Annotated in this window: 19 protein-coding genes and 1 tRNA gene; 13 read left to right on the top strand and 7 right to left on the bottom strand. The window is 62.3% G+C overall.

The window, feature by feature from the left end; genetic code table 11:
• Positions 1–7 precede the first annotated feature (7 nt).
• The 3 genes from Q1J79_RS13210 to Q1J79_RS13200 are packed head-to-tail and all read left to right on the top strand — an operon-like array spanning position 8 to position 2958.
• Positions 8–769, top strand: coding sequence for an HNH endonuclease (locus Q1J79_RS13210; protein ID WP_300301107.1), 762 nt, complete (start codon positions 8–10; stop codon positions 767–769).
• A 40-nt stretch (positions 770–809) separates the two neighbouring features.
• The gene (locus tag Q1J79_RS13205; RefSeq protein WP_300301105.1) at positions 810–1436 is read left to right on the top strand and encodes a hypothetical protein; all 627 of its coding nucleotides are present in this window, start codon (positions 810–812) and stop codon (positions 1434–1436) included.
• A gap of 37 nt (positions 1437–1473) precedes the next feature.
• Positions 1474–2958 carry a hypothetical protein gene (locus Q1J79_RS13200; protein WP_300301103.1) on the top strand — a complete coding sequence of 495 codons (1485 nt, stop codon included), beginning with the start codon at positions 1474–1476 and terminating at the stop codon, positions 2956–2958.
• A 15-nt stretch (positions 2959–2973) separates the two neighbouring features.
• On the opposite strand, the gene Q1J79_RS13195 is transcribed toward Q1J79_RS13200, so the two are convergent.
• Genes Q1J79_RS13195 through Q1J79_RS13185 form a run of 3 tightly spaced genes read right to left on the bottom strand, consistent with a single transcriptional unit; the run spans position 2974 to position 4660 of the window.
• Complete coding sequence (locus tag Q1J79_RS13195; RefSeq protein ID WP_300301101.1) at positions 2974–3915, bottom strand: hypothetical protein; 942 nt, start codon at positions 3913–3915, stop codon at positions 2974–2976.
• Entirely contained in the window at positions 3912–4361 is a 450-nt protein-coding gene (locus Q1J79_RS13190; protein WP_300301099.1) for a type II toxin-antitoxin system VapC family toxin, read from the bottom strand. The genes Q1J79_RS13195 and Q1J79_RS13190 overlap by 4 nt, the downstream gene beginning before the upstream one ends.
• Entirely contained in the window at positions 4358–4660 is a 303-nt protein-coding gene (locus Q1J79_RS13185; RefSeq protein WP_300301097.1) for a hypothetical protein, read from the bottom strand. The genes Q1J79_RS13190 and Q1J79_RS13185 overlap by 4 nt, the downstream gene beginning before the upstream one ends.
• Before the next feature lie 559 nt (positions 4661–5219).
• Between Q1J79_RS13185 and Q1J79_RS13180 the strand changes: the two genes are divergently transcribed.
• Entirely contained in the window at positions 5220–6896 is a 1677-nt protein-coding gene (locus Q1J79_RS13180; protein ID WP_300301392.1) for a recombinase family protein, read from the top strand.
• On the opposite strand, the gene Q1J79_RS13175 is transcribed toward Q1J79_RS13180, so the two are convergent.
• Positions 6855–6929, bottom strand: a tRNA-Asn gene (locus Q1J79_RS13175). The two genes, Q1J79_RS13180 and Q1J79_RS13175, sit on opposite strands and share 42 nt — an antisense overlap.
• A gap of 122 nt (positions 6930–7051) precedes the next feature.
• Here Q1J79_RS13175 and Q1J79_RS13170 point away from each other — a divergent pair.
• The 8 genes from Q1J79_RS13170 (at position 7052) to Q1J79_RS13135 (ending at position 14182) form a co-directional block, all read left to right on the top strand.
• Positions 7052–7468 carry a PaaI family thioesterase gene (locus Q1J79_RS13170; RefSeq protein WP_300301095.1) on the top strand — a complete coding sequence of 139 codons (417 nt, stop codon included), beginning with the start codon at positions 7052–7054 and terminating at the stop codon, positions 7466–7468.
• 555 nt (positions 7469–8023) lie between these two features.
• The gene (rplM, locus tag Q1J79_RS13165; RefSeq protein WP_300301093.1) at positions 8024–8491 is read left to right on the top strand and encodes a 50S ribosomal protein L13; all 468 of its coding nucleotides are present in this window, start codon (positions 8024–8026) and stop codon (positions 8489–8491) included.
• A gap of 2 nt (positions 8492–8493) precedes the next feature.
• Positions 8494–8997, top strand: coding sequence for a 30S ribosomal protein S9 (rpsI, locus tag Q1J79_RS13160; RefSeq protein ID WP_300301091.1), 504 nt, complete (start codon positions 8494–8496; stop codon positions 8995–8997).
• Between the two features lie 119 nt (positions 8998–9116).
• Positions 9117–9671 (top strand): hypothetical protein, encoded by a 555-nt coding sequence (locus tag Q1J79_RS13155; RefSeq protein ID WP_300301089.1) that lies wholly within the window; start codon positions 9117–9119, stop codon positions 9669–9671.
• Between the two features lie 2 nt (positions 9672–9673).
• The gene (locus Q1J79_RS13150) at positions 9674–10216 is read left to right on the top strand and encodes a hypothetical protein (RefSeq protein WP_300301087.1); all 543 of its coding nucleotides are present in this window, start codon (positions 9674–9676) and stop codon (positions 10214–10216) included.
• 151 nt (positions 10217–10367) lie between these two features.
• On the top strand, positions 10368–10925 hold the full coding sequence (locus tag Q1J79_RS13145) for a hypothetical protein (protein ID WP_300301085.1): 558 nt from the start codon (positions 10368–10370) through the stop codon (positions 10923–10925).
• Positions 10918–11487, top strand: a complete 570-nt coding sequence (locus tag Q1J79_RS13140) for a hypothetical protein (RefSeq protein ID WP_300301083.1) — start codon at positions 10918–10920, stop codon at positions 11485–11487. Before Q1J79_RS13145 ends, Q1J79_RS13140 begins: the two co-directional genes overlap by 8 nt.
• Before the next feature lie 400 nt (positions 11488–11887).
• Positions 11888–14182, top strand: a complete 2295-nt coding sequence (locus tag Q1J79_RS13135; protein ID WP_300301081.1) for a methyl-accepting chemotaxis protein — start codon at positions 11888–11890, stop codon at positions 14180–14182.
• Positions 14183–14186: 4 nt separating this feature from the next.
• On the opposite strand, the gene Q1J79_RS13130 is transcribed toward Q1J79_RS13135, so the two are convergent.
• The 3 genes from Q1J79_RS13130 to Q1J79_RS13120 form a co-directional block, all read right to left on the bottom strand.
• Entirely contained in the window at positions 14187–15380 is a 1194-nt protein-coding gene (locus Q1J79_RS13130) for a VWA domain-containing protein (protein WP_300301078.1), read from the bottom strand.
• Between the two features lie 33 nt (positions 15381–15413).
• A complete protein-coding gene (locus Q1J79_RS13125; RefSeq protein WP_300301076.1) occupies positions 15414–16259 on the bottom strand; it encodes a MoxR family ATPase in 846 nt (281 codons plus the stop codon).
• 121 nt (positions 16260–16380) lie between these two features.
• Positions 16381–17022, bottom strand: coding sequence for a MarR family winged helix-turn-helix transcriptional regulator (locus Q1J79_RS13120; RefSeq protein WP_300301074.1), 642 nt, complete (start codon positions 17020–17022; stop codon positions 16381–16383).
• A 155-nt stretch (positions 17023–17177) separates the two neighbouring features.
• Between Q1J79_RS13120 and Q1J79_RS13115 the strand changes: the two genes are divergently transcribed.
• On the top strand, positions 17178–18110 hold the full coding sequence (locus Q1J79_RS13115; RefSeq protein ID WP_300301072.1) for an RNA polymerase factor sigma-32: 933 nt from the start codon (positions 17178–17180) through the stop codon (positions 18108–18110).
• Positions 18111–18244: the final 134 nt, after the last annotated feature.

Here is an 18244-nt window from a genome sequence, read left to right as displayed (position 1 = left end):
CGCTACGATGACGATTGAATCGCCCCAGTCCTTTGTTGTCCGCGAAGAATGCCAGAAGGCCGCGTCTCAGAACGGCTTCCGCCGCATTCTGGCGGAAGAGGCGGGCTGGGCGGCCTTCGGATCGACCACCGCGCATGGCACGATCTACCTTGCTGCCAAAGGGGCGCAGGGGCCATGGTTTCTCGCGCTGGACCACGGGGGCGTCATCGCTGAGCTGGGCCTGCCCCCCGCCGATATGCCCGGTCCCGGACGCGCCTGCCACGCCTTCGACAGCCTTGGCGCGCTTTATGCGGTGCTGCACCGCGTTTATGAGCTCGGAGTCAGCTTGCCCGACGCGCCGCTGCGGGAGTTTGAGGCCCGGGTGGCAGATCTGCCACGGACGACCGAGGCCGAGCGGTTCGTCGTCCAGAGAATCGGTCAGGACATCTTTCGCGCTCGATTGATGGATTATTGGCACAGCCGCTGCCCTCTGACCGGAATTTCGGAGCCGGCCCTTCTGCGGGCGTCGCACATCATCCCCTGGAGCGAATGCGAAAGTGATGCCGAGCGGCTCGACGTCCACAACGGATTGCTGTTGTCTGCACTATGGGACGCGGCATTCGATGCCGGCTTGGTAACATTTGATGATGACGGAAAGGTTCTGCTTTCTTCTGATCTCGAAGCGGCAGCACGAGCCGAGTTGAGCGGAGCCGTCATCCAATGCTTGATTCTGCGTGACGAACACAAGCCCTACCTCGCTTTTCATCGAAACCAGATTTGGAAGCGATAGTGCTTGGGATGTCGCGAATGTCTCACTAGGTTCTTTGACGATGGGGCTGGAGCACTGGGATTCGAGAAGACAAAAATATGTGCTGTACCAAGACCACGGTCAGCACAGCGACGACTGTGCTCGTTTTCCATTTGAGAGCATCCCAAGGCGCGTATTCCTAGACACGAACGTAGTCAATGTGCTCGTCAAGCACAGTATGCATGTTTTTGAACATGAACCGATCCCGCCCTGCACCGAGCCAACTCTCGCGATCGATATCGAAGCACTGATGCATGTGTTCTACGTGGGTGCACGGGCCGACTGGGACCTCCTAGCCTCGCAAAAAACGATAGATGAACTGTCACGCACGAGAGATGTCTCGCTCCGCGAGGATCTTCTGGAGTACACGCTCGGATTTGTTAACCAGGGTCTCGAAGACGACAATCGAAGGTTTGCGGCCGATTTCGGACGTCGGCTCATTAACGCACCCTTCGTCGCTGCGCTGCCGGACTTGGCTGACCGAGAGCTCATCGGCAACGCGATCGGATTTGGTTGTGATGCATTCTGTACGCGTGACAGAGCTACGATTGTGAACAAGCGTACTCAGTTGCGACAAGTGCCTTTGCGTATCATGACGCCGGCAGAGTGGTGGGCACAAATAAAACCGTGGGCCGGGCTCTGGGGTTAGTGGCTTCTATTTGGATTTCTGCACTTGGCTAAGTGTGATGCATGAAGCGCAGCAAGTCGTGACGCTGGTGAGCAAAGGATCGTTAAAGGCCACTGATGATTTCAATGTCGGCGAAGCTAAGCGTCCGGCGCGAATATTGTCTGTCGGTTCGGATTACATACGTTCGCACCAATTTGCCAATTTGCGGGGATCAGGGGGTATGAGTGGTCTAATTTCGACGACGAGTCTTTGGGAGACGGACAAGATATTAGCGTTGTCCACCCACACCCGGCATCGGCATGTTCCCAGCCCCATTTCGCCGAACTTTGCTGCTCCGCCGGCCGTACTGAGCTTTTCCTTCGGATCGTTAGCGCTCGCGGCGGCCGTCGCTCGAACGGCGACCACTTGGGATGACGCGCCGGCGGACTTACTCGATGGTCTGCAGAGGAGCGCGCTGATTGAGCTAGAGACACTCGTCGAAGGAGGCAGCACATTCGAGCTAAAGTCGCATTTCCGATTTCTGGCAGATACGCACAGATCGCAGTTCGCTGCGAAAGTCGGGGCGGGGATGACCGACCTCTACATGAACGTCTTGGGATACACATGGAGAGCCAATGCGGCTTGTCTCTCCTCGACGCTCGATCCCCATGCGGACTTCATCTACGACGGCGGCAATGTTGCCAGCCATGGCGTGGTGCTCGCCGAAGCACACGGGTCGTTCGCTACTGGCACCTCTAGGCAAAGCGTCAAGCGTCAGGCGAAGCGAAAATATGCGAGGCAGGTGAAGCCCTATATCGGCACCGCGTCACCGTTCGGTAAGGTGATCCACGGCTATTCGGTGGCGTTTGGCTCATCTCCGGGGACACCTGGCGGCTTCTTGAGCCTATCGGAGACGAAGATAACCAGACCGCGGGGGACGCGAGGCCCTCCGGCGCCTGTTTCGGATGGGGCTCGGCCGGACGGTACACCGACGTCTATCGTGCTGGCGGCACACCGTTCGAACTTCCTTCTCATGGGCGCAATCGACATCGTCGACTGGATTGACCGCATCCGATTGGGGGACGGCGTAGCGCCAGAGTCTGAACCTGTCGAATTCATCCGGCTACAATATGCCGGCCGCAGCTATCTGGCGTGTGTGCCCTGGTTGTGGCGAGCCGATCTTCCGCCTTGGTGGGTGGAGGACCTCTTCGAGCATCCGGGTTGGTGGCGCCACGTACGCGGTCCAAGGCGGTTGACGTCGGTCGCGGGCGGCCCGCGCTTCGGCTGGTTTGTGATCGAGGAAAAGGCCGGTGCCGAATTTCTGAACGCGCTCACGGGGATCATCCGGAGCGGTGGGCGTGCGATACCATCCACGCTTCAGCTACCAACCTTTCAGCCGGTTGGATTGGGCCTGCCGGACGGCGATGGCGCAGCGGCGAGCCGAGAGGGGGAATACCGATACGCGCTGTTTCGCGACGGGCTGGCGCTGCTCGGCGATCCGTTCCGTGGCCGCCTCCGCGATGTGGTCATCTGGTCGCCAAATGAAGGGTTATCATTGCGTTGATCTGCTCTGACGGCGTCATTCTAGAGCGACATTGAGCGCCGGATACGGCTTCCGGAAGGCGGCCAGCACCCTATCGCGGGCTTGATCAAGTTCGCGGGCGGCTGCATCGGTGAGCATGAAGGTCGGACAAGCAGGATTGCCACAGCCGCAGTGCCTGATTTCGCCGGAGACGAGCAGCTCCTTGAATCGTCGTCGGAGGTGATCCAATTCGCGGACGGTCAGTCCCAGCGCGTCGCGGATGCCCGCGTCGCGAATATGATGAAGTGATGGAAGGCGATGGATTTCGACTCCTTCGCGCGTTTGCCAGATGCCTGTGTTGAACACCCGAATCGTATCGTCGATAGCCTGTTGGAAGGCGTGGAGATTACTCTCCTGATGAAACGGCGTCCGAAAGGCGGGGCGGTCGAATGCGCGGGCGAGCATGGCCAGAGCCTGCGTGTCGTCAACGTCTTGAAATTGATCAACGAAGTTCCGCAGCTCCACCTCCGTATCGGGAAATGGCACGCCATCAATCAGGCGCCGTAGTAGGAACTCGGCTCGAAGGCGTAGGTGTTCCTCGAACTCGATGCCGGACCAAATCGTCACGTTAGAGACACCTAGCTTTGCGGCTGCGGAACAAACCTCGTCGCGACGCTGGGCGGAGACGTTGCCGCGACATACGAACTTGAAGGCGTCCGGCTTACCTGTCGCAGCATTGACCGCTGCGGCCATGTCCTTCTCCGCTTTCGCTTGGGTCAGCCTGTCCCGATTGACGCATTGAATGACGGTGCGTTCGTCAGGCTGATCGTCGAAGGGATGTATTCCGATGATGTCACGGCCTTGATCGCTTCCCGTCTGACCGAACCAAGCGAGATCCGTCCAGCCGTCGCAAAGATGATAGGCGAATACGAGGCGTTCGAACTCGGCTCCGCCAAAGTCCTCGAAATGAATCGGTCGGACGGTTCGTGCGATTCTCATCTATCAGCCTCTAGCTGCCCCACGTCGCGCATAGGATTGATGATTTCGATGCCGGTGAAGTCGCACTCATTGCCCGTGACGACCAAGCAGTCATTTGCTTCCGCAACTGCGGCGATAATCGTCTCAAGCGCGCTGCGCGGTTGCCCCGCCGCCGTGCCCTCGGCCATCAGCCGAGCCCAGACTAGGCAAGCCTTCTCGTCGAAAGGCAGAATCCGGCCGGCGAAGAGAGCGGGGGGGCCTTCCGGCCCGGCGAACCACGCTTCGAGTTGGTTTCGCTTCCGGCCGGCAGGCTTCTCCAGCACGCCGCGCCGAATCTCGGCGATGGTGAGCGATGCAATGAAAAGGTCTTCGTCGGCCTGCTCAGCCATCCACGCCTGCAGCGATTCCGATGGGACCGGCTTGGTGATGTTGCTGATGATGTTGGTGTCGAGAAGATACCGGCTCACAAGTCAACCTTGCGACCTGGCTCGAAGGGACGGGCTGGCAGGGCGTCGGCGCCGACCAGAGGCGAGCGCCGGAGCGCTTCGAGGATGCGGCCTTTTCGCGGCGGGTGACCGGCGATGCCTTGGCTGACGGCCACCCGCAAGCGCTCGGCTTCGGGGCCGTCCTCGGCCAAGCGCTTCGCAAATGAGCGAATTAGCTCGCGATCGGAATCGCGACCGAGAACCTCGAAGCGCGCCATGCCGCGTTCCACCAAGCGGTTCCGGTAGTTCTTGATGGCGCGCCTCTGGGACGTGTCGCTCATGATTGACCTCCGCGTTATTACCAGTAATATATCCAGTTACAGGCCGGCCGGCAAGGTGGCTTGGAACAAGAGCATGTCTCGGAAAGGAGGCGATGATGGTCGATGCCCGCAAAAACCGCCCGCGACCGCATCGCCCTGCCGCCGATTGCAGGTATTTGCGCTTCGCCGCGACGCACCATGCTTCGCCAACGGAGCCGAGCGCAGCCGGGAGCATCCGATATTTTGCTGCACGTTTCGCGCATAACCAACTGAAACTGTTCAATGTCGTGTGGTTCGATGCAACAATCGCGGCATGTCCGCCAACGTGTTGCAGTTCCCAGCGTCGCAGGGCGACGCTGACCTTTACGACTACGTCCGCCCGGTCCGGTCGGCGGCGCCCGAGCCGCGGTCACGCGCTCGGAAGGGGGGCGAGCACCGAGCGAGCCGCAAAGTCTCCGACGACTGGCCCGAGCACGTGCCGATCACTGAGGCTGAGCTGGACCTTTTCGAAGTCCATTTCGGTCAGATTCTCGACGAGCTGTTGGGCTCGAAAAACTAATACTGTGAACGGAGGTTCCGCATGAATGCCAAAGCGACCCCCGCCTTGGCATCGCCGGGGCGTGCCGCGCTCTATTTGCGTGTTTCGACTGGCCGGCAGGCCGAACACGATCTTTCGATTCCGGACCAGCGCCGCCAACTTCAGGCCTATTGCCAAGCGAAGGGGATCGCCGTCGTCGCCGAGTTTGTCGAGCCGGGCGCATCGGCGACAGACGACCGGCGGCCTGAGTTTCAGCGGATGATGGATGCCGGAGCGCAGAAGCCTGCGCCGTTCAACTTCATCATCGTCCATTCTTTCTCGCGCTTCTTTCGCGATCAGTTCCAGCTCGAATTCTACGTCCGGCGGCTGGCGAAGAACGATATCCGCCTGACTTCCATCACGCAGGACCTCGGAGACGATCCGATGAGCGTGATGATGCGCCAGATCATGGCGTTATTCGACGAGTACCAGTCGAAGGAGAACGCCAAGCACACGCTCCGGGCCATGCGCGAGAATGCCCGCCAGGGCTATTGGAATGGCTCGCGGCCGCCCTTCGGCTACAGGATCGTGGCGGCCGAGCAACGGGGCGCGAGGACCAAGAAGAAGATCGAGCCCGATCCGGCCCAGGTCGAGACGGTCCGGCTCATGTTCCGCCTTGCACGGGTCGGCGCCGACGACGGTCCAATGGGGTCCCGCCAGATCGCCGACTATCTGAACACGCGCGGTATCCGGACGCAGACCGGCGGGCGCTGGGGCGTCGGGGCGGTCCACCAGATCCTGACGCGGGAGACCTACATCGGCCACCATCGCTTCAACGTCTCGGGCAAGCGCAAGGGAGAGCAGAAGTCGGAAGACGAGATCGTCGATGTGGTGGTCGAGCCGATCATCGACGAGGAGGAGTTCGCCGAGGTCCAGGCGGTGATGCGATCGCGCAGCCCGCAACTGAAGGCCCCGCGGTTCGTAACGGCCGGGACGCTCCTGGGCGGCGTGTGCTTCTGTGCCGATTGCGGGGGAGCCATGACGCTCCGCACCTCCGGCAAGGGGGACCAATACCGCTACTACACCTGCTGCACGACGGCACGGCAGGGGAAGACGGCGTGCCGCGGCCGCACGATCCCGATGGACGAACTGGACACAATGGTTGTGTCGCATCTGGAGAAGCGACTGCTTGCACCCGAGCGGCTTGAGGAGCTGCTCGCTGGTCTGCTTAAGCGTAAGGAGGAGCACGCTGAACGCCTGAAGGGTCGCATTGCCGAACTGAGGAAGCAGGCTGCGGACGCTGAAGCCAAACTGACTCGGCTGTACGAGGCCATTGAGAATGGTCTCGCTGAAATGGACGATTCCAACCTCAAGGGACGGATTGTCGAGTTGAAGCGGATCCGTGATTCGGCGCGGGCCGATGCGGACCGGGCCGAAAACAGGGGAGAGGGCGACGACAATCGAGTGACGCCGGAGCTGCTGCGTCGGTTCGGGATCGAGGCTCGTAAGAAGATCAGGGATCGAGAGGGCGGTTTCCGGCGCCATCATCTCCAGGCGCTAGTTCAGCGGGTGGAGGTCGGAGCCGACGAAATTCGGATCAGGGGATCGAAGCCAAGGCTCCTCCAGACGCTTGTGGCGTCTGGAGGAAACTATGGAGTGGAAACTGCGGCGCACGGCGTTCGCAGTTTCGTTCCGAATTGGCTCCCAGGGAGGGATTCGAACCCCCGACCGGGCGGTTAACAGCCGCCTGCTCTACCACTGAGCTACCTGGGATCAGTGCGGCGCGCAACCTAGCGACCCGGGCCCCCGACCGCAAGACCTCGTGTTCAAAAATTTCTCCGCCCTTTTCCGTGCCTTGCGCCAATGCTAAGCGGGTAGGGGGAGGAGCCCGCAGCATGAAAATGGACAAGGCCGGACTGGCCGTCTTTCTGGATCGCGAATTCCCGCAGATGCGGCCGCTGGCCATGCGAATCGAACATTGGGACGGGCAATGCCTGCGTCTGGCCATGCCGGTCGGCGAGGCGCAGCTGCGCCCCGGCGGCACGGTCTCGGGCCCCGCGATGATGACCCTGGCCGACTGCGCCGCCTATCTGCTGCTGCTCGGCCTGATCGGCCCGGTGGCGCTGGCGGTCACCACGAATCTGAACATCAACTTCATGCGCAAGCCGGGCCCGGGCGAGCTGTTGGCCGAGGCCAGCATGCTCAAGCTGGGCAAGACGCTGGCCATCATCGAGATCAGCCTCTTTTCCGCCGGGGTGGACGAGCCGGTGGCCCATTCGGTGCTGACCTACGCCATTCCTCCAGCGCGGTAGGCGGCGGGGCAGGGGCGCGACAGGCGCCGAGGTACAGGCGGCGCGGCACAGGGCGGGTCGGGGGCCCTTGACCTTCGGGTTCTCGTTCCCATCTTGTTCCTTGCGTGTGTGCCGGCCCGGCTGCAAACCCGCACAGACAGAAACGAACCCAAACGAACCTCAACGAACCTCAACGAACCTCAACGAACTCAAAACGAACCTGGACGAACCGAAACGAACCTGGGTGGACCAAAACGAACCGAAACGGCTCCGGGTAGGTGCAGGCGAACCCTGCCCGAGCAGAATGGCCGGGCAGAATGGCCGAAAACGGCCAGGTTCAGGTTGGCGCGCGGCGGATCGGGAGAAAAATAGCACCGATGGCTGCCGGGGCGTGGGCCGGCGATACTGTTAAGTCATTGATTTGTATTGTATGATGTAGTGGTAACATAATACCGTTATCTAAAGTATTGATTTTCATGGACAGAAGGGGTTTGACAGCGCGCCAGAAATCGCCATAGTGCGCGCCGATCCGACCGCCGGTCCGCCGGTGGTTATTTCCACCCGTTAGGAAGTCCGATGAAGACCTACAACGCCAAAGAGTCCGAAGTGGACAAGAAGTGGGTGCTGATCGACGCCGATGGTCTGGTGCTGGGGCGGCTCGCCTCCCTGATCGCCATGCGTCTGCGCGGCAAGCACAAGGCGATTTTCACGCCGAACGCCGATACCGGCGACCACGTCGTCGTCATCAATGCCGAAAAGGTGCGCGTCACCGGCCGCAAAGACCAGCAGAAGGTGTTCTACTGGCATACCGGCCATCCGGGCGGCATCAAGGGCCGCACCATCGGCGAGGGCCTGAAGGGCCGCTTCCCCGAGCGCGTCATTGAAAAGGCCGTCGAGCGCATGCTGCCGAAGGAGAGCCCGCTGGCCCGCCGGCAGCTCACCAAGCTGAAGGTCTACAAGGGCCCGGCGCATCCGCATGAGGCACAGCAGCCGGTGAAGCTGGATGTCGCCGCGCTCAATCCGAAGAACAAGAGGAACGACTGATCATGGCCGAGGGACGTACACTCGCCGATTTGAGCAAGGCCGACGCCGTCGCCAAGGATGCCGCTCCCAAGGCTGCCGCGGCCGCCAAGGCCAATGGTGAAGAGCGCAAGCTGGACAAGTTCGGCCGCGCCTATGCCACCGGCAAGCGCAAGAACGCGATTGCCCGCGTGTGGATCAAGCCCGGCTCGGGCAAGTTCACCGTGAACGGCAAGGAGAGCAACGACTACTTCGCCCGTCCGGTGCTGCGCATGCTGCTGGCCCAGCCGCTGGTGGTGGCCAACCGCGTCGGCCAGTTCGACGTGATGGCCACGGTGGTCGGCGGTGGCCTGTCGGGCCAGGCCGGCGCGCTGCGCCACGGCATCTCCAAGGCCCTGACCTATTTCGAGCCGGCCCTGCGGCCGGCCCTGAAGGCCCAGGGCTTCCTGACCCGCGACAGCCGCGTGGTCGAGCGCAAGAAGTACGGCAAGCCGAAGGCCCGCCGCAGCTTCCAGTTCTCGAAGCGTTAAAAACCTCCGGACCATCGGTCCGCATGCAGAAGGGCCGGGAGCCAATCCCGGCCCTTTTTACGTGGGGTTAACGATATCGGGCTGATTCTGTACGCCCCCGCCATCCATCCACTCTGGCCATGACCCTGACCGATGCCTTCATCCTGGTGATCCCGGCCCTGCTGCTGCTGCTGGGGGCGGGCGCGCTGGCGCCGCATATCGAGCGTATGGCCTATTACCTGCACGATGCCGGCGAGTTGCGCACCGTCAACGGCATGGCGCCGCACCAGATCGAAACCACGCATGGCGAAAGCCGGCGCGAGCTGGAGCGCCTGCGCGTGCTGGTGGCGGATATCGGCGAGCATATCGAAAGCCTGCAGAAGGAACGCGCCAGCCTGCTCGGGCAGGAGCGGGCGCTGGCCGACGTCACCGCGAATTTCGTCGCCGAGGTCGGCTACCCGACGGTCGGCGCCCTGGGCTATTTCATCAAGATGGAAGGCCCGTCGAAGGAAATGCCGTTCGCCGGCCTCGCCTCGGTGGCCACCGCGCTCAGCGGCCGCCGCCAGGTGCGGCTCGTCACCTGGGGACTGGCGCAGGTCGAGGCGCAGAATTTCGCGATGAACTGGGGCGGCGACGGCATGCGTATCCTCAACGTGCGCCCGTTCGAAGGCCGCCTGCTCTGGCATGAGGCCTGATCATGCCCGATCTGGTTACCCTGCTGGCCATCGTCATCATCCTCGCCCTCGTCGGTCTGACGCTGGCGATCGTGATCGATCGCGGCCGCATGGGCTGGGCGCGGGCGGAAGCCGAGATCACGGCGCGTCAGCGTCGTTATGAGGACATGGCCGAGCGCATCGAGCATATGCGGCGCGTGATCGGCGAACAGAATGCCGACCTGGTGGCCAAGGAAGGCAAGGCCGCGGATCTGAAGCGGGAAATCGAAACGCTGAAGGCGCAGCTCGACAACCAGGAGCTGCCGTTCCGCTTCACCTCGGTGCCGATTGCCAGCGGCGACATGTATGGCCCCACCTGGCGTTTCGTGGCGCGCCAGCCGGCGCTGGCCGAGGGCGCCAGCCCGGATCACCCCGCCGCGTCATGGGATGCCGGCCGCTCCTACATCGTGGCCAGCGTGAACCAGTCCGAGGCCCGCTCGACCATGGACCGCCTGCTGCCGCGCCATCGTGGTTTCACCATCGTTGCCGTCGGCGCCATCGTGGCAAACGCCCCGACCTCGACTTAGGCGGTTCCTGCCCCGGACTGCCGGTTTTCCGCGCAATTCCCGCGCGTCATGGTTAAAACCGCGGGCCGGCGAGTCGCGGCAAATCATCCGTTGATTTGGCGCCTGCTTTGCTCGACAGTCAGTTCCGGGGACAATTGCTGGGACCAGCGGAATGGATCCCGTCGATATCGTTTTTGCGCTGCTGCCATCGCTGCTGATGTTTTTCGCGGTGTCGCTCGGGGCCAACAGCCTGGAGCGCTACGTGTTCAACTACGCGCGCGGCCGTTTTGAACTCGACCGCCTTGCGGCAGATGTCGAGAGCGTGCGCACGCGCATCAGCAATATCCGCATCGAATATGACGCCCTGGTGGAAGACAAGGCCGAGCAGGAGCTGCGCCTGGGCGAGCGGCAATCGGCTTATGGCACGCTGATGGCGCGCGAGGTGGAATTCAGCGACCCGCGCAACATGGTGGTCTACGAGATCGGCATCCCAAAGCCGCGCATGACGGGCTGGTATGTGAAGGCGATCGGCCCGGAAATGCACGAGATGTTCAGCGGTCCGGGCTCCACCGTCTGTCCGTTTCCCGGCCGCCGCGCGGCGCGTCTGGTGATCTGGGGACTGCCGAACGAGGAGGCCGTCCGCCTGCGCGCCAAGAAGACCTTCGGCGCGCTGTCGGAAATCATGGTCATCCGGCCGTTTGACGGCAAGATACGGCTCGGCGATGCCTGAGTTCACGCTGCCGCAATTCATCGGCATCCTGGCCGCGGCTGCCAATATCGGCATCGCGGTGATGATCGTCATCCTGCTGGGCGAACGTTCGCATGCCGCCTGGACCAGGGTGAGGCTGCGCGCCGAGGAATTCATCGCCCTGCATGCCGAACTGGAAGCCAGCGCCGGGGAGAGCGAACGGGCGGTGCAGCAGATGCGCGAGGATATCGCCGACCTGAAATCCCAGGTGCAGCGCGCCGAGCAGGATATAGAGGCCCTGAACAAGCGGCATCGCGAAACCGACCTGCCGGTTGGTTACACCGCCACGCCGGTTGACGTGGTCGACCGGCGCTATCGCACCTGGCGGGTGGTGGTGCGCAATGCCGATCTTGGCGCCGATGCCGGCTCGTTCAGCCACCCGGCGCATCGCTGGATCGAGGGTCGGCTCTTCGATGTACCAGCCGCCAACATGGATTACGCGGTCGAGATGATGCAGAGCCGTTTCCTGGCCCGCGACGGCTATACCGTCGAGCCGGCTCGGCATTTTGATGCCAAGGATCCGCTGCCAGCCGAAGCCGGCTGATTCCCCCAGATTGTCGTTCTCCTGACTGACACTGCCTGACGGGCGTCGTCTGGCTGCGCCGGCTGTCGTTTTTTAACGCGGAGAGGCGGCTGTTCCTTTATTACCATGCGCGAATAATTACTCGCGGAATTGTATACACAGATTGAAACTGCATGCCTTTATAATAATCTATTTGTTTGATAAATAAGCAATTATTGGGGCATCAGAATACCGATCCGGGGATTTATTTGCACGGAGCCTCAACTATAAGTTCAGGTCCTTTTTGCGGCATATCCAAATAATAATATAATTATCAATAGTTTATTTTTGTACACAAAATTATATTATATACAGGCTATACACAGTATCGAGTCGATAATAATTAACTAAAATGCACAAGAAATGTGCTTGAGGAGGGAACATGACTATCCGCACCCGCTTGATGATTTTGTTGAGCGTGATTTCACTCGTTCTTGTTGGGCTGACCGGTTGGCAGGGTAGCCGCGTGTTTGGCGAGTTGTCGGATATCCGGCGCAGCGAGGCGATCAATTCGATTGCCGCCGCCTTTATTGGCGTTGCCAAGCATCTCGCGGTGGAGCGCGGCCTGAGCAACGGCGCGCTGGCCGGCCAGGCGGCTGTGACAGGTCCGGCGGCGGCGGCGATCAGCGCCGCGCGTGAAAAAAGTGCGGCCCTGATGCGCGATGCGCAAAAGGGCCTGCAGGCATTGCCGCATTCCAGGGCGGTGGAGGAGCGTCTTGGGCAAACCCAAAGCTTGCTGACCGCGGTTGAGGCCCTGCGGCGGACCGCCGATGCCGAGATGGCCAAGCCGCTCGAGCAGCGTTCGGCCGAGATTGCCCCCCGCCTGGTCGCCCAACTGACCGATCTGATCGAAACGTCGCAATTGCTGCGGCGCGCGGTCGAGGAAGACATGGAATCCGCCCGGCTCGATCTGAAGCGGCTGCAGGGGATCGCCCATCTGGCCTGGGGTATTTCGGAGAATCTTGGCCGCGAACGCGCTTATGTGAACGGCCTGATCGCCTCCGGCCGGCCGGTCGGCCCGGAACAGGCCGCGTTTCTGGCCGGGGTGCAGTCGAGGATCAGCCTGCAATGGCCGGAGCTCAGCCTGATGATCGCCATGATGCCGGCCGAAGCCGAGCTGACGAGGAACCTGAATGACACGAGGCAGGCCGTGATGGAGCGGTTTGCCGCCACGCGGCGGGCGGTGCTTACCGCCGGCGGTGCGGGCCAGCCATATCCGTTGACGGCGCAGCAATGGTTTGCCGAAGCAACGGCGGCCATCGATGCCGTGCTGGCCCTGTCCGCCGTGGCAGGAGAGCGGGCCAACGCGGTTTCCAGCGATCTGACTGTAACCGGGCTGATCGGGCTCGGTTTCGCCGCCGTGATCGGTCTGATCTCGCTGGCCCTGATCGGCATTGCCTTTGTCGTTTCCAACCGGCAGATCCTGGCGCCGATCGCGCATATGACGGGCTGCATGCGCAGCCTGGCCGAGGGCAGATACGATGTCGCGGTGCCTGGAATCGGGCGTCGCGATGAAATCGGTGACATGGCGGGCGCCGTCCAGGTGTTCAAGGAAAACGGCATCGAAAACGAGCAGCTGCGGAAAAACGTTGAGAGCGAACGACTGCAGCGCGAGCGTGACCGGGCCGAGCAGGAAGCGATGCTCGAAAGCGCGGTGGGCGAAGTCGTGGCCGCCGCCGCGGCCGGCAACCTGACGCAGCGGATCGACACCGCATCGCTGGCCGGCGTGATGAAAAAGCTGGGTGACGAAATTAACACCCTGCTCACTTCGGTTTCGACGGCGATCGATGAAGTCGGCCGGGTTATCGCCGGCATTGCCGCCGGCGATCTGACCCGCCGGGTGAGCGGACAATACAGCGGCGTGTTCGGCCAGCTGAAAGACAACGTCAATCGTGCGAATGAAACGCTGGCCGAAACGGTCCGCCATATCAGCGAGGCAACCGACACCGTCAGCCAGGCTTCGGGGGAAATTTCCGAAGGCAGCCGCGACCTGGCCCAGCGCACCGAGTCCCAGGCGGCTTCAATCGAGGAAACGGCCGCCTCGATGCATGAGATCACCGCGACGGTGAAACAGAATGCCGATAATGCCCAGGCCGCCAACCAGCTTGCCACCATGGCACGCGAAACGGCCCAGAAGGGCGGCAATGTGGTCAGCGACGCGGTTTCGGCCGTGACGCAGATCGAGGAAAGCGCGCGGAAGATTTCCGACATCGTCGGGCTGATCGACGAGATCGCTTTCCAGACCAACCTGCTGGCGCTCAATGCTTCAGTGGAAGCGGCGCGGGCAGGGGAGGCCGGCAAGGGTTTCGCGGTGGTGGCGCAGGAAGTGCGTGCGCTGGCGCAACGCTCGGCCAATGCCTCAAAAGACATCAAGGCGCTGATCCAGGAATCGAATACGCAGGTCAAGACCGGCGCCAGCCTGGTCAATCAGACCGGCATGTCGCTGACCGAGATCGTTTCCGCGATCAAGAAGGTGAGCGATATCGTGGCCGAGATCGCCGCCGCCAGCCGTGAGCAGGCCACCGGCCTGGAGCAGGTCAATACGGCTGTTGGCTCAATGGACGAAATGACCCAGCGCAATGGCGCGCTGGTCGAGCAAACCTCGGCCGCTGCCCAGGCGCTCAATGGCCAGGCGGAGCAGCTGGCGGAACTGGTGCGACAGTTCAGGATCCGCTAGCCGCTCAGCGGTTCAGTTCACGCATGCCCCGTTCCAGCCCTTCCAGGGTGAGCGGGAACATGCGCTGGCCCATGAGCTGGCGGATCACGCCCACCGAGGGGGTGAAATCCCAGTATTTCTCCTGCACGGGATTGAGCCAGATCGCCTTGGGATAGGTATCGAGCAGGCGCTGCAGCCATACGGCGCCTGCTTCCTCGTTCCAGTGCTCGACGCTACCGCCGGGCTGGACGATCTCGTAGGGGCTCATGGTGGCATCGCCAACGAAGATGATCTTGTAGTCGTGCTGGTAGGTGCGCAGCACCTCATGCGTCGGCGTGAAGTCGCTGTGGCGGCGACGGTTGTCCTTCCACAGTTTCTCGTAGACGCAGTTATGGAAATAGAAGAACTCCATATGCTTGAACTCGGCGCGGGCCGCCGAGAACAGTTCCTCGGTCACGCGGATATGGTCGTCCATCGAGCCGCCGATATCGAACAGCAGCAGCACCTTCACTTTGTTGTGGCGTTCCGGCACCATCTTGATGTCGAGATAACCGGCATTGGCCGCCGTCGACTTGATGGTGTCGGGCAGGTCGAGTTCCAGCTCGGCGCCCTCGCGGGCGAATTTGCGCAGGCGGCGCATCGCGACCTTGATATTGCGGGTGCCGAGTTCGACTGTATCGTCGAGATTCTTGTATTCGCGCTTGTCCCACACCTTCACGGCGCGGCGGTTGCGTGACTTGTCCTGGCCGATCCGCACGCCTTCCGGATTGAACCCATAGGCGCCGAAGGGCGAGGTGCCGGCGGTGCCGATCCACTTGTTGCCGCCCTGGTGGCGCTCCTTCTGCTCCTCCAGACGCTGCTTCAGCGTCTCCATCAACTTGTCCCAGCCGCCGAGCGCCTCGATCTGGGCCTTCTCTTCCTCGGTGAGCACCTTCTCGGCCAGCCGGCGCAGCCATTCCTCGGGGATCTCGGCGGTCACCTCGCTGCCGGCAGCGCCGGCGCCGATGAAGCTGAGGCCATTGAAGCACTGGCCGAACACGCGGTCGAACTTGTCGAGATTGCGTTCGTCCTTCACCAGCACCGAGCGCGCCAGATAATAGAAATCCTCGACCCGGTATTCCGGCACGCCCTTGTCCATCGCCTCGATCAGGGTGAGGTATTCCCGCAACGTGGCGGGCACCTTGGCCTTGCGCAGTTCGAGGAAGAAGGTGATGAACATGGTCTGTCTCCCTGGGGCGGCCTCCGCTGCAGGCTAGCCGCGTTCCCGGCGGGCAATGAAGGCGAGGCGCTCGAACAGATGCACGTCCTGCTCGTTCTTCAGCAGCGCGCCAGCCAGAGGCGGGATCAGCTTGCCCTGGTCTTTTGCGCGCAGGGCATCGGCTGGCAGGTCCTCGGCCATCAGCAGCTTGAGCCAGTCGAGCAGTTCCGAGGTGGAGGGTTTCTTCTTCAGGCCGGGCGTTTCACGGATGTCGTAGAACACATTCAGCGCGTCGCGCACCAGGTTCTTCTGGACGCCGGGGTAATGCACCTCGACGATTTCTTCCATGGTCTCGCGGTCGGGGAAGCGGATGTAATGGAAGAAGCAGCGGCGCAGGAAGGCGTCCGGCAGTTCCTTCTCGTTGTTCGAGGTGATGATCAGGATTGGGCGCACGGCCGCCTTGATCGTCTCGCCGGTCTCGTAGACGAAGAATTCCATGCGGTCGAGCTCGAGCAGCAGGTCGTTCGGGAATTCGATATCGGCCTTGTCGATCTCGTCGATCAGCAGGACGGGGCGCTGCTCTGCCGTGAATGCCTCCCACAGCTTGCCCTTCCTGATGTAGTTGCGGATGTCCTTCACCCGCTCGTCGCCCAGCTGGCTGTCGCGCAGGCGCGAGACGGCGTCGTATTCATATAGGCCCTGCTGCGCCTTGGTGGTCGATTTCACATGCCAGGTCAGCAGCGGCGCATTCAGCGCCTTGGCGATCTCGATGGCCAGCACGGTCTTGCCGGTGCCGGGCTCGCCTTTCACCAGCAGGGGCCGCTCCAGCGCGATGGCGGCATTCACGGCCACCTTCAGATCGGTGGTGGCGACGTAGGACTCGGTACCGGTGAACTTCATGCGACGTTTCCCAGGCTTTTCTGTGGAGGCTGTAATCGAAGCAGAACGCTAGGTCGCGCGCGACAGCGGCGCAAGCCGTGACGTTGCGTCAAGCGCGGCGGAACCGCCGTGTGCCGGCAGCCTAGCTGACGGTCTTGTAATTGATGCAGATCTTGGATTTTTCGACGGCGTCGATGGCCTCGCCGGTCGAGCCGCAGGCGCCGTCCGCCCCATCGAGGCTGCCATTGCCGGAATTGACGCAGAACAGCGAACATTCCTGGCAGACACCGAATTCGACCACCTGATGGCGGGCCTGCAGGTCATGCAGCAGGCGGGTGAGGCCTTTGACCATCTCGGCGCCCAGTTCGTCGGCGATTTCCAGGCTGGCCTGTTCCAGGGTCTGCATCGGATCGCGGGCCAGCATGGCCTGGCCGGCATCGGTGAGGCAGAGGTCAACCTGGCGGCGGTCGCAGGTTTTTTTGCAGCGGGTGATCAGGCCCTTGTTTTCCAGGGCGATCAGGGTTTGCGAGACCGTGCCTTTGGTGGCGCCGAGATATTCGGCCAGCGCGGTGGGCGAACGGGAATACTTGTTGGCCTGGGCAATGAAGCGCAGGGCCTCCCACTGGGCGGGATTGAGGCCGCCGGCGAATTGCAATTCCCGGGTGAGGCGGCTCAGACGGTCAAGGAGCAGGATAACCCTTTGAGCCAGTGCGTCTTTTCCACCAGCATGGGAGGCGATGCCCGGCTGTTGGGCCGTGGCGAGCGATGGTGCGGTGACAGGCATCACAGTTTTGTTTCGACTCGCTATTATGCCTTGCGGCGGATAAAAGGCGCGGCGTAGACTTCCATCGTATCGACCCGATACCAAAGCCCCCGCCCGGCAGCCAGTCGACACTATGGTAGTGTAGGCCCGGGTGAAAGTCGATGGAGGACCTGACAATGGCCATCGCATCTGCCCCCCGGACCCTGGACAGCGCCGACCGGCGCTATCTCTCGACAGTCATGACCAAGCCCATGCTGTCTGAGGAAGAAGAAATAAGTCTTGCCCGCCGCTGGCGCGTTGATGGAGATCAAAGGGCGATGCAGCAGCTGGTGACGGCTTACCTGCGTCTTGTCGTCGCCACCGCCACCCGGTTCCGCAATTACGGCCTGCCGATGCCTGACCTGATCCAGGAGGGCAATATCGGCCTGATGCTGGCGGTGAACCGCTTCGACCCTGAGCGCGGCGTGCGGTTCTCCACCTACGCCTCGTGGTGGATCCGCTCGTCGATCCAGGAATACGTGCTGCGCAACTGGTCGATCGTGCGCTCCGGCACCTCGGCGGGCCAGAAGGCGCTGTTCTTCAACCTGCGCTGGCTGCGCGCCAAGCTGGAGCGTGCCGGCGGCGGCACCATGACGCTCGACAGCGCCACCCGCGATGAAATCGCCACCGCGCTCAAGGTTTCGCCGGCCGACGTGACGGCCATGGCCCAGCGCCTGGCGGCCCGCGATCACTCGCTGAACGAGACCGTCGGCGGCGAGGAGGGCGGCGATGCCTTCCAGGATTTCCTGGTCGATCCCGGCCCGAATCCGGAAGAGATCGTCTCCGACAAGGTTGATGGCGGCCAGCGCCGCGCCTGGCTGGCGGAATCGCTGAAGGAACTCAGCCCACGGGAACAGCTCATCATCGTCGAGCGCATGCTCAATGACGAGAAGGCGACGCTGGAAGAGCTGGGCGGCCGGCTCGGCGTGACCAAGGAGCGCGTGCGCCAGATCGAGACCAAGGCCTTTCGCAAGCTGCAGGGCGCGGTGCAGCGCCGCGCCCGCCAGGCCGGCGAAAAGCTGGTCGGCAAACTCGACAGCCTGACGGCGCTGGAACCCACCCACGCATAATTCTGTCGGAATTATCCTTGCGGCCCGGGGCCATGCTTGACATCGGAATGGGCGAAGGGTAAACCGCCGCCTGCCGCGGGGGTGTAGCTCAGTTGGTTAGAGCGCCGGCCTGTCACGCCGGAGGTCGCGGGTTC

The organism is Ferrovibrio sp., from assembly GCF_029255545.1.
Classification (GTDB): domain Bacteria; phylum Pseudomonadota; class Alphaproteobacteria; order Ferrovibrionales; family Ferrovibrionaceae; genus Ferrovibrio.
The sequence above is the reverse complement of the archived record's forward strand: the minus strand, read 5'-3'. Positions and strand labels throughout refer to the sequence as shown.